The following is a 12,012-nucleotide window of genomic DNA, read 5'->3' on the forward strand; positions in this document are numbered from 1 at the left end:
ACGGCTGAGACGCGAGGGTGTGTAAGCGAGAGCGCGGACAAATGCCAGCGCTGCCGCCGCGCCGCGCTCACGGCGCCTGGACGAAGCTGTCCACCACCTTCTTCTCGCCGGCCTTGTCGAACTGCACGGTAAGCTTGTTGCCCTCCACCGCGACGACGTCGCCATAGCCGAACTTCTGGTGGAACACCCGGTCGCCGCGGCCGAAGCGCGAGGGCGGCCCGCCCGACTTGGCAACCAGTTCGCCCTCGATCACCCGTCCGCGCGCCGCATCGCTCGCGCCATAGCGCGAACCGCGCTCGGCGAACCCACCGGAGGATTTCCCCCCGGAAGCTGCCGCACTCGACCGCGTGGCGTTCTGCGCGCGCTGCCAGCCGGGCGTGGAATAGGAGGAGCCGAAGGTCTGCGCCTCGTCGAAGCGGCTCGGCCCATAGCCGTAGCGGCCGGCATAGCCCCCGCCCTGCCCGCCGCCCCAGCCGGATCCACCACGCGATTCCGTCACCTCCACGTCCTTCTCCGACAATTCGTCGAGAAAGCGGCTGGGCACGGCCGATTGCCACAGCCCGTGAATGCGGCGGTTGGAGGCGAAGAACACCTTGGCCCGGCGGCGCGCGCGCGTGATGCCGACATAGGCGAGGCGGCGCTCCTCCTCCAGCCCGGCACGACCCTGCTCGTCCAGCGCGCGTTGGTTGGGAAACACCCCCTCCTCCCAGCCAGGCAGGAACACGGTGTCGAATTCCAGCCCCTTGGAGGAATGCAGCGTCATGATGTTGACGGCGTCCTGGCCGGCGGCGCCCTCGGCATCCATCACCAGCGAGATATGCTCGAGGAAGCCGATGAGGTTCTCGAACGGCTCCATCGAGCGCACGAGTTCCTTCAGGTTGTCCAGCCGCCCGGCCGCCTCGGCCGAGCGGTCCTTCTGCCACATCTCGGTATAGCCGCTCTCATCCAGCACGATTTCGGCCAGCTCATGCTGCGGCAGCCGCGCCATCTGCTCGCGCCAGCGATCGAAATTGCCGACCAGATCGCGCAGCGTGAGCCTCACCTTGGGCTTCAGCTCCTCGCTGGCCACCAGTTCCCGCGCCGCCTCGACCAGCGGCAGGCCGGCGGCGCGCGCATGGTCGTGGATCTGCCGCAGCGCCGCGTCGCCCAGACCCCGCTTGGGCACGTTCACGATGCGCTCGAAGGCGAGGTCGTCGGAGGGCGAGGCGATGACGCGCAGATAGGCCAGCGCATCGCGGATTTCCGCCCGCTCATAGAAGCGCGGACCGCCAATGACGCGGTAATTGAACCCCAGCGTGACGAAGCGGTCTTCGAACTCGCGCATCTGGAAGGAGGCGCGCACCAGAATCGCCACCTGCGACAGGCCGTGGCCCTCGCGCTGCAGCGCCTCGATCTCCTCGCCGATGGCGCGTGCCTCTTCCTGGCTGTCCCAGGCGCCCGTCACCGTCACCTTCTCGCCGCTCTCGCCTTCCGAGAACAGCGTCTTGCCGAGCCGGCCCTCGTTATGGGTGATGAGATGGGCGGCGGCACCCAGAATATGGCCGGTGGAGCGGTAGTTGCGCTCCAGCCGAACCACCAGCGCGCCGGGAAAATCGCTCTCGAAGCGCAGGATGTTGTCTACCTCGGCGCCGCGCCAGCCATAGATCGACTGGTCGTCATCGCCGACGCAGCAGACATTGCGCGAGCCCTGTGCCAGCAGCCGCAGCCAGAGATATTGCGCGACATTGGTATCTTGGTACTCGTCGACCAGAATATAGCGGAAGCGCTTGTGATACTCCGCCAGCACATCCGGGTTCTCGCGCAGCAGGCGGATGCTCTCCAGCAGCAGGTCGCCGAAATCGACCGCGTTGAGCGCCTTCAGCCGCGCCTGATAATCGCGGTAGAGCTTGCCGCCCTTGCCATGCGCGAAGGTGGCGCCCTCCCCGGCCGGCACCTGCTCCGGCGAGAGGCCGCGATTCTTCCAGCCGTCGATCGTGTTGGCCAGGAGCCGCGCCGGCCAACGCTTCTCGTCGATCTGCTCGGCCTGAAGCAGTTGCTTGAGCAGCCGGATCTGGTCATCGGTGTCGAGAATGGTGAAGCCGGACTTCAGCCCCACCAGCTCCGCGTGCCGGCGCAGCATGCGCACGCCGATGGAGTGGAAGGTGCCGAGCCACGGCATGCCTTCCACTTCCGGACCGACGATGGAGCCGATGCGCTCCTTCATCTCGCGCGCCGCCTTGTTGGTGAAGGTCACGGCGAGGATCTGCGAGGGCCAGGCCAAACCCAGCGAGAGGATATGGGCGATGCGGGTGGTGAGCACGCGCGTCTTGCCGGTGCCCGCACCCGCCAGCACCAGCACCGGCCCTTCCGTCGCTTCCACCGCGGCGCGCTGCTCGGGGTTCAGCCCCTCGATATAGACGCCAGCGCCCGCCGGCCGGCCGGGATTGGCCAGCGCCTGCGCCCGCGCGGCAATGCCGCCGGGGCGTATTCCGGGGTTCGAGACATCGGTCGAGGGCGCACCCGGCATTCCGACCGGCAGGTCGAACGGAATGTCGAACGCGTCGTCGCGTGGCGGTTTCCGGGGATCGGACAAGGGCCCGCTCGCACTCATGGCAGCACTATGACTTTCGCTTCTTGTTCGATTCTTGGAAGAACAAAATGGCACCGGCATGCCCATTTGGCGAGGCCGAGCTGAAAACGGCGCCCAAGGCGGGCGGATCGGACACGATTGCGTGCCTTCCGGATAGGCCGCGGACGCCGGCAAACACGGGCGAGGCCAACGCTCTACGGGCGCGGCAGTTCCGTCGTCACGGGGGAGTCCTGCGGCGGGGCGCTGCCGAACCAGCGATGGTGGATAGCCGCGAGCGTGCCGTTCCGCTTCAGGGTCGCGAGCGCGGCATCGACGCGCGGCGTCAGGGCGGAGCCGTGCGCCAGCGCAACGGCATAGCGATCATCGGTCGGCAGGCGCACCGCCACGGCGAGGTCGGGCCGCGTCAGCAGGCTGTAGAGCAGCGCCGGCAGGTCGCCGAAATAGGCGTCCGCCCCGCCGTTCTGCAGCAGCGAAAGCCCCTCGTCGAGCCCGCCGACCATGACCGCCGGCCCGAACCGATAACGCGAGCGGTTGTCGAGCAGCCATTGCTCGTTGGTGGTGCCGGTGGTGGCCGTCACCGTCTTGCCGGCAAGGTCGGCAAGGGAGCGGATGCGCGCTTTCTTCAGCACGACGACGGCCTGCGACGTCTCGTAATAGGGTTGCGTGAAATCGATCCGCGCGCGGCGCTCGGGTGTCACGGAAATGGAACAGACGACGAGATCGACACTCCCGGTGCCGAGCGCGGGCAGCAGATCCTTGAACGGCATCGCGGTGAAGTCGGCGCGCCGGCCAAGCTCACCCGCGAGTGCCCGCACCAGATCCACCTCGAAGCCGACCAGACGGCCTTCCTCATCGCGGAACACCCAGGGCCGGTTGTCGGCAAACGTGCCCACGCGCAGCACCAGGGGGTCGCCCGGCGCCCTGCCATTCGGCGCCTGGGCTCTTGCGGGCGAAAGGGTGAGGGCCACCACCAGCGCGATCACCAGCGCCAGCATTGCGACCGCCGGCACGCACGCAGCCGCCAGCCGGCCGGCCCCTCTCCGCGATGCGCCGTTCAAGGCCTTCCCCCACCTTGGCAGCGATTGACGCCGTGCCGGTTGGCGCCGATGCTGGTGCATATTCGTGGTCACGTCCAGCCGGTCCTCACACATGTCCTACGGCCTTTATGTCATGACCGCCCTTGCCGGGGTGCTCTATGTTCTGTCACCAGGCCCAGCTTTTCTCGCGCTGTTCTCCCTGGCCGCCACCCAGGGCCGGCCGGCGGGAGCGCGCTTTGTCGGCGGACACCTGATCGGCGACCTGTTCTGGACCGCGCTGGCCTTTGCCGCCATCATCGGCGTCAATCAGCTGGGCCCGACCCTGTTCGACCTGCTCGGCCTCGGCTGCGGGCTCTATCTGGTCTATCTCGGCATCAAGGCGCTGCGCTCGCGCGAGGGGGCGGCCGCGCCGGTGGGGGCCAGCCGTCCGCTGATGACCGGCGTGCTGTTCGGCCTCACCAACCCCAAGGCCTATCCGGTTTCGGTCGCCATGTTCACGGCGCTCACCGCGAGCTATGCCTCGGGCCTGTCCTGGGACGCCGCACCCTGGCTGCTCGCCTCGGCGCTGGTCGGCTTCATCATCGCCGACATCTTCCTCGTCTGGGCGGCCGGCCTGGCGCCGGTGCGGCGCTTCTTCCTGCGCCACGGCCTCGTCATCACCCGCCTCGTCGGGCTGATGTTCGTCGCCTTCGGCGCCAAGTCGCTGGTCGACGCCGGCCGCGGCTTCGCCTCCCGCGCCTGATCGATCACCTGTTGTGCGCGTGCCATTGCGGCACGCTATTGTACCCATGCGCGCCATCGCGGGCGCGCTGCGCGAGTGCCGACATGTCCGAGACCACGTTCGAAGCGAAGTTCCAGTCCTTTGCCGATTCCGCCGCTCCCGGCCTCGGTACCGAGCGCCTGGCCCGCCTGCGCGCCGAAATGGAGCGGCGCGGGCTGGACGGGTTCATCATTCCCCGCGCGGACGCGCACCAGAATGAATATGTGCCGCCCTGCGACGAGCGGCTGGCCTGGCTGACCGGCTTCACCGGCTCGGCTGGCGTCGCGCTCGTGCTGCGCGAGAAGGCCGCCATCGTGGTGGACGGGCGCTACACGCTGCAGGCCGCCGATCAGGTCGACACGGCATCCTTCAACGTCGTGCCGCTCGCGCGGACCACGCCGGAACGCTGGCTGGAGCAGAACCTGCCGGCCGGCTCGCATTTCGGCTACGACCCCTGGCTGATCACCGTCGACGGGCTGGAAAAGCTGCGCCGTGCGGTCGCCACGGTGGACGGGGCGCTGGTGGCGGTGGACGGCAACCCGGTCGACGCCATCTGGAGCGATCGCCCCGCGGTGCCGGTGGCGCCCGTCACGCTGCGCGACCCCGCGCTGGCCGGCGAGGGCGTGGACGAGAAACTCGCCCGCGTCAGCGCCGCGCTGGCCGAGCAGAAGCTCGACGCGCTGGTGCTCTCCGATCCGCACGCCGTGGCCTGGACCTTCAACATCCGCGGCGGCGACGTCCGCTTCACCCCGCTGCCGCTGTCCTGGGCGATCCTGCGCCGAGACGAACGGCCGATGCTGTTCGTCGACGGGCGCAAGCTCTCCAATGCCACGCGCGACGCGCTGGCCCGCCATGCCGAAATTCTCGAACCGATGCTGCTGGAGCGGGCGGTCGAGCGTCTCGCCGCCGGCGGCACGGCCATCCGCCTTGATCAGGCGACAGCACCGTCCTTGCTCGCCGCGCGCATCGAGGCCGCCGGCGGCAAGGTTTCCAGCGGGCAGAGCCCCATCGCGTTGATGCAGGCGGCCAAGAACGCGGCGGAACTCGCCGGCATGCGCGCGGCGCATCTGCGCGACGGCGCCGTGCTCGCACGCTTCCTCGCCTGGTTCGACGCCGAGGTACCCAAGGGCCAGCTTACCGAGATCGATGCCGTCTGCGCGCTGGAGACCTTCCGCCGCGACACCGGTGCGCTGAAGGACGTTGCCTTCCCCACCATCGCCGGCGCCGGACCGAATGCCGCCTTGCCGCATTACCGCGTCAGCACGGCGACCAACCGGCGCATCGGGCTCAATGAGCTGTTCCTCATCGATTCCGGCGCGCAATATGTCGACGGCACCACCGATGTGACGCGCACCATTGCCGTCGGCACGCCGAGCGCGGAAATGCGCGACCGGTTCACCCGGGTGCTGAAGGGCCACATGGCCATTGCCCGCGCCATCTTCCCGGCCGGCACCTCGGGCGCGCAGCTCGATCCCTTCGCGCGGCAGTTCCTGTGGCAGGCTGGGCTCGATTTCGATCACGGCACCGGCCATGGCGTCGGCGCCTATCTCTCGGTCCACGAGGGCCCCGCGCGCATCTCCAAGGTCGGCACCGTGCCGCTGGTGCGCGGCATGGTGCTCTCGAACGAGCCCGGCTTCTACAAGCCGGGCTCGTTCGGCGTCCGGCTGGAAAATCTGGAGGTCGTCGTCGAGGGCCCCGAGCCCGACGGCGCGGAGAAGCCGCTGCTGGCCTTCGAGACGCTCACCTTCGCCCCGTTCGACCGCCGGGCCATCGACCTCGCCTTGCTGACCGGCGAGGAACGTGACTGGCTGGACGCCTACCATGCCGACGTCTTCGCCAAGATCGCCCCGCGCGTGGACGAGGCGACCCGCGCCTGGCTGACCGCCGCCACCGCCCCGCTCTGAGCCCCAGCGGGCATTGCCTCGCGCCGACCTCATCCCGCACGGGAGCGGACCGCTCCCGCGCGGGAGTGTCACGGGCTGGATGACCGGCGACGATCGGCCGACGCAATGACGCGAGCCGATGGTTCCATGGAACCTTTTCCGCGCGTGCCGCGTTACTGCCTCGATCAGGCTCGATGAGCAGTTGGAGACGCGGTCATGATGACAATTCTACTTATCATTCTCATTCTGATACTTGTTGGCGCCCTGCCGAACTGGGGCTACAGCCGCAGCTGGGGCTATGGCCCGAGCGGTATCGTCACCATTCTTCTGGTCGTGCTGATCGTCATGATGCTGACGGGTCGCATCTGACCGCGACCACACGCTCGCTCCACCCGGCATGAACGGCGCGGTGTGGCGTCTGGCGTGGCCGCCGCTCTCCGGCGATCCGCGCGGCGATCCGACGATCGCCCGGTTTCGATATCCGCGGGATTAACAAATAAAGGCCCTTTCGCGGACATGGATCGCGAAAGGGCCTTTCCCTTTTCTCAGCCACCCCCGAGCGCCGCGACGCCCCTCGCGTCCTGCCGGAAGTATGACCGCTTTCCGGCGAATCGCGATGCGTCAGGCGGACCAGTCCGACGCCACCTGCGTGGCCGGGACAATGTCGGCGCCGGCAAAGGCCAGCGCCGCCAGCATGGCGGTCTGCACCTGCGCCGCCGGAACATCCGCGCCGGCGAAGGACAGGTCGCGCGTCGCCGTCGCGTCCTGCACCACGGTCGCGCCATAGCCCAGATCGAGCGCGGCGCGGGTCGCCGCATCGACGCACATGTGGCTCATCGCCCCGACAATCACCAGGTCGCTCACGCCCTCGCGCTTCAGCACGTCATCCAGATCGGTGTTGAGGAAGGAATTGACCTTCTGCTTCACGATGACCGGTTCGCCCTCGCGGGGCGCCACCAGCGGATGGATCCGCGCGCCCTCCGTCCCGTTGCCGAAGAAGCCGGCGTCCGCCTCCGGCGCCTCGTGGCGCACATGCACGACGGCAAGTCCCTTGTCGCGGGCGATGGCGAGCAGACGCGCCGCCTGAACGGCCGCCGCCTCGATGCCGGCGAGCGGAAATTTGCCCTCGGGGAAATAATCGTTCTGAATGTCGATGAGGAGAAGAGCGGTCTTGGCCACGGTCAGCTCCGGGGTATGGGGGGATCGCATCGATGGATGGGCATGGCGGGCACCTTCAGGCCTCTCCCGCCAGCGCCAGCCACTCGTCTTCGGTCAGCACCGCAACGCCGAGGTCGCGCGCCTTGGCGAGCTTGGAGCCGGCGTCGGCCCCGGCCACGACATAGTCGGTCTTCTTCGAGACCGAGCCGGCGACCTTGGCACCGAGGCGCTCGGCCATCGCCTTGGCCCCGTCCCGGGTCATTTTCTCCAGCGCCCCGGTGAACACCACCGTCTTGCCGGCCACCGCCCCGCCCGAGGCGACGGCCGGCTGATCGGCAGGCGTCACCGTCACCTCGGCGAGAAGTTCGTCGAGCAGCGCGCGATTATGCGCCTCGACATAGAATTCGCACAGCGATGTCGCCGCCACCTCCCCGACATCGGGCACCCCGGCAAGCGCGAGAAACGCCTCGCCGGGCATCTGCCGGCGGGCGGCGTCGAGCGCGGCAAGCGCCTCCCCTTCCGCGCCATAGGCCGCGCGCACCGCCACGCGCTGGCGTGCATCGAGCTTGGCGCGAGCGAACAGGTCGCGCAGGGCCGCCGCCGGTTCCGCCGCCGGATCGATCTCGTCCGTGGCGCGCGCGAGAGCCTCCGCCCTTACCTGGCCGACCGAGGGCACCGAGAGCAGCCGCGTCCACGCCTCGCCCGGCCGCCCTGGCGAAGCCGCCTCCAGCGCCGCGCGCACCGCCTCGATCGTGCGATAGGTGCGGGCGAGCGCCTTGGCCGTGACCTCGCCGACATGGCGGATGCCGAGCGCATAGATGAAGCGGGCCAGCGTCACCTCGCGCCGCAGGTCGATGGAGGCGAACAGCTTGTCGACGCCGAGGAACTGGCGCTCCTCCTCCGTCAGCACCTTCTTGCGCGCCTGCCCGGTCTCCAGCTCGCGCTGGCGGGCGCGTTCCTCCCGCTGGGCGAGGAAGGCCTTGCGCACCTCCTCGCCGCGCCGGTGCAGGCGGAAGATATCGGCCGGCGTGCGCAGCAGGCCCGCCTCGAACAGCGTCTGCACGTTCTCGTCGCCCAGCCCCTCGATGTCGAAGGCATCGCGCGCCACGAAATGGCGAATGCGCTCAACGGCCTGCGCCGGGCAGATCAGCCCGCCGGTGCAGCGGCGCACCGATTCCCCCTCCTCGCGCACCGCATGCGAGCCGCAGGCGGGGCAGACGGTGGGGAAGACATAGGGCACGGCATCGCGCGGGCGACGCTCCAGCACCACATCCACCACCTGCGGGATGACGTCGCCGGCGCGCTGGATGGTCACCCAGTCGCCCTCGCGAATGTCGATGGGCGTATCGCCCGCCGCTCCGCGGATCGCCGCGCCATCGCCGCCGATACCACGGATATAATCCTCATTGTGCAGCGACGCATTGGAGACCACCACGCCGCCCACCGTGATCGGGGTGAGCTTGGCGACCGGGGTCAGCGCGCCGGTGCGCCCGACCTGGATCTCGATGCGCTCCAGCTGGGTGATGGCGCGCTCGGCCGGAAACTTGTGCGCGATGGCCCAGCGCGGGGAGCGGGCAATGAAGCCGAGCTCTCCCTGCAAAGCGAGGCTGTTCACCTTGTAGACCACGCCGTCAATATCGTAGCCGAGCCCCGCGCGGCCGTCGCCGATGCGGTGGTAATGCGCCAGCATCTGCGCGGGGGAATCGCACAGCACGGTGAGCGGGTTGGTCGGCAGGCCCCAGCGCGCGAAGGCCTCGATCACGCCGAACTGCGTATCCGCCGGCAGTCCCGCGCCCTCCCTGCCATCCTCGCTCACCGCGCCCCAGGCATAGGCGAAGAAGCGCAGCGGCCGGCTGGCGGTGATGCGTGAATCGAGCTGGCGCAGGCTGCCGGCCGCCGCGTTGCGCGGATTGGCGAAGAGCGGCCGGCCGGCCTCGCGCTGGCGTTCATTGAGCGCGGCGAAATCGCCATGGCCCATATAGACCTCGCCGCGCACCTCGAAAATGTCGGGGACATCCTCGCCATTTAGCCGGCTCGGTATCTCGGCGATCGTGCGCACATTGGCGGTAACGTCCTCGCCCTCGAAGCCATCGCCGCGCGTCGCCGCCTGCACCAGCTGCCCGCGCTCATAGCGCAGCGAGCAGGACAGGCCATCAATCTTCGGCTCGGCGGTGAAGACGAGATTGGCGTCCGCGGTGAGCCCGAGAAAGCGGCGAACGCGGGCGACGAACTCATCCACCTCTTCGTCGGCAAAGGCATTGCCGAGCGAGAGCATCGGCACCTTGTGGCGGACCTTGGCGAATTTATCTGAACTTTCCGAGCCCGTCTTATAAAGCTGCGGTGCTAATGCCAGCAATTCATGCCTGCGGCGCACCAGCTCGTTAAGAATTCGCCTCAGAAAATCATATTCGGCATCCGTAAAAATCGGCCTATCTTCTTCGTAATAAAATCTGTCCGCCTGTCGCACTAAGGCATTTGTTTTTCTAATGAGTGGAGCAGCATGAGAAATTATGCCCTTTGATACATTTTTCAGCGCGTTTCTTTTTTCTTCTATATTAAGATTTATAATAGGATAATGAATATACTCGTATAGATGATTTATCGTGCGCTCAGCCAGTTTCGACAACGCAGATACAGCATCACTTTTATGGGCATGAGGATCTATCAATAATAGATCGTCTGCGATGAGATTGATTTTATCGTGATAATCCGCCATGGATCTATATCTCGCTGCCCGCCGCACCTTTTAGCAACCGGTCGGCGGCAGCTCGCGCCTCGGCGGTGATCTCCGCGCCGGACAGCATGCGGGCGATCTCCTCGCGGCGGTGCGCCGCGGCGAGAGGGGCGACGCGCGTCGCCACCCGGTCATGCTCGGCCACCATCTCCTTGGCGATGCGGAAATGATTGCCCGCACGCGCCGCCACCTGCGGAGCGTGCGTCACCGCCACCACCTGCACCCGCCGGCCCAGCCGGGCGAGGCGCGCGCCGATCGCATCCGCCACCGCGCCGCCGACGCCGGTGTCGATTTCGTCGAATACCAGGGTTGGCGCCGAGCCCTTGTCCGCCAGCACCACTTTCAGCGCCAGCAGGAAGCGCGCGAGTTCGCCGCCGGACGCCACCTTCATCATCGGGCCGGCGCGGGTGCCGGGATTGGTGCGCACCCAGAATTCAATGCGGTCGAACCCGTCGGCCTGTGTCTCCGCCTCGTCGGACTGCACATCGGTGATGAAGCGGGCGCGCTCCAGCTTCAGCGGCGGCAGTTCCTCATTCACCGCCGCGTCGAGCGCGGCAGCTGCCGCGTGGCGCCGCTCGGAAAGGTCGCGGGCCGCACGGCGATAGGCCGCCTCGGCCTCCACCGCCTGCGCTTCCAGCACCCGCAGTGTTTCCGCGCCATGGTCGAGCGCCTCGAGCTTGCCGGCGAAACGCGCCGCCACCGCCGGCAGGTTGTCGACCGTGCAGGCATATTTGCGGCCGGCGGCGCGCAGGCCGAACAGCCGCTCCTCGATGCGCTCCAATTCGCGCGGGTCAAAATCCGCCGCGCGCAGGGCCTCGTCGAGATAGCCCCGCGCCAGTTCCAGCGCGTTCAGCGCCGCGTCGATCGCCTCCACCGCCGGGCGCACCAGCGCCTCCACCTCGCCCGCCCGGCGCTCCAGCCGGCGAACGGCGGCGGCAAGGCCGGGGACCGGTGAATGATTGCCGCCCACGGCATCCTGCGCATCCGCGAGATCGGTGGCGATCTTCTCGAAGCGCATCATCTCGGCGCGGCGGGTCGCAAGCCGCGCCTCCTCGCCCGGCTCGGCGCCGAGCTTGGTCAATTCGTCCACCGCGTGACGGATGAAGTCCGCTTCCTTTGCCGCCTCATCGAGCCGCGCCTTTTCCGCGAGCGCCTCGGAGCGCGTCGCGCGCCAGCGACGCCACAGCACGCCCACCTCCTCGGCAAGGCCAGCGAGCCCGCCATAGGCGTCCAGCAGCGCGCGATGCGAGGCGGGATCGACCAGCGCGCGGTCGTCATGCTGCCCGTGGATCTCGACGAGGCGCCGGCCCAGCGTGCGCAGCATCTGCGCGCTCACCGACTGGTCATTGACGAAGGCGCGCGTGCGCCCATCCGCATGCTGCACGCGGCGCAGCACCAGCGCGCCATCATCATCGATGCCGGCCTCGGCCAGCAGCGCACGCACGCCATGATCCGGCGGCAGGTCGAATTCGGCCGTCACCTGCCCCTGCGCCATGCCCTGGCGCACCAGCGAACCGTCGCCGCGCCCGCCGAGCGCGAGGGTGAAGGCATCGAGCAGGATCGACTTGCCGGCACCGGTCTCGCCGGTCAGCACGGTGAGGCCGGGCAGGAAGGAAAGATCGAGCCGCTCGATGAGGACGATATCCCTGATCGACAGGGCGGCCAGCATGCGTGACGCTCCAGAACGTATCCGCGCAGGACGCGAGACAGGGCGAGAAACAAGACGAGTGCGAAGGGTGATTCGGCCCGCGCGAATCGCCGGGCGATTCCGCTCGGGCCGTCCCTTTACCCTCTAGAACCCCTTCAGGGATATCCGGTTCACCGAACAGGCTCCCGTGACGTGGCTTCAGCCATTTCCTTCATGCGAGCCG

Annotated in this window: 8 protein-coding genes; 3 read left to right on the forward strand and 5 right to left on the reverse strand. The window is 68.3% G+C overall.

Going from position 1 to position 12,012, the window contains the following annotated elements:
• Positions 1-67: 67 nt before the first annotated feature.
• Positions 68-2,572, reverse strand: a complete 2,505-nt coding sequence (locus FHS55_RS15295; RefSeq protein WP_246340170.1) for an ATP-dependent helicase — start codon at positions 2,570-2,572, stop codon at positions 68-70.
• Positions 2,573-2,763: 191 nt separating this feature from the next.
• The gene (locus FHS55_RS15300) at positions 2,764-3,579 is read right to left on the reverse strand and encodes a transporter substrate-binding domain-containing protein (protein WP_183190624.1); all 816 of its coding nucleotides are present in this window, start codon (positions 3,577-3,579) and stop codon (positions 2,764-2,766) included.
• A 139-nt stretch (positions 3,580-3,718) separates the two neighbouring features.
• Between FHS55_RS15300 and FHS55_RS15305 the strand changes: the two genes are divergently transcribed.
• The 3 genes from FHS55_RS15305 (at position 3,719) to FHS55_RS15315 (ending at position 6,618) form a co-directional block, all read left to right on the forward strand.
• Complete coding sequence (locus tag FHS55_RS15305; RefSeq protein WP_183190625.1) at positions 3,719-4,348, forward strand: LysE family translocator; 630 nt, start codon at positions 3,719-3,721, stop codon at positions 4,346-4,348.
• Positions 4,349-4,431: 83 nt separating this feature from the next.
• The gene (locus FHS55_RS15310; protein WP_183190626.1) at positions 4,432-6,270 is read left to right on the forward strand and encodes an aminopeptidase P family protein; all 1,839 of its coding nucleotides are present in this window, start codon (positions 4,432-4,434) and stop codon (positions 6,268-6,270) included.
• Between the two features lie 195 nt (positions 6,271-6,465).
• Positions 6,466-6,618 (forward strand): DUF3309 domain-containing protein, encoded by a 153-nt coding sequence (locus FHS55_RS15315; RefSeq protein ID WP_183190627.1) that lies wholly within the window; start codon positions 6,466-6,468, stop codon positions 6,616-6,618.
• Between the two features lie 252 nt (positions 6,619-6,870).
• Here the strand turns inward: FHS55_RS15315 and FHS55_RS15320 are convergent, their stop codons facing one another.
• The 3 genes from FHS55_RS15320 to recN form a co-directional block, all read right to left on the reverse strand.
• Entirely contained in the window at positions 6,871-7,428 is a 558-nt protein-coding gene (locus FHS55_RS15320; protein ID WP_183190628.1) for an isochorismatase family protein, read from the reverse strand.
• A gap of 55 nt (positions 7,429-7,483) precedes the next feature.
• Positions 7,484-9,919, reverse strand: a complete 2,436-nt coding sequence (ligA, locus tag FHS55_RS15325; RefSeq protein ID WP_425485823.1) for an NAD-dependent DNA ligase LigA — start codon at positions 9,917-9,919, stop codon at positions 7,484-7,486.
• Positions 9,920-10,127: 208 nt separating this feature from the next.
• The gene (gene recN, locus FHS55_RS15330; protein ID WP_183190630.1) at positions 10,128-11,810 is read right to left on the reverse strand and encodes a DNA repair protein RecN; all 1,683 of its coding nucleotides are present in this window, start codon (positions 11,808-11,810) and stop codon (positions 10,128-10,130) included.
• Positions 11,811-12,012 lie beyond the last annotated feature (202 nt).

Source organism: Ancylobacter tetraedralis (assembly GCF_014195655.1).
In the GTDB taxonomy this organism is placed as follows: domain Bacteria; phylum Pseudomonadota; class Alphaproteobacteria; order Rhizobiales; family Xanthobacteraceae; genus Ancylobacter; species Ancylobacter tetraedralis.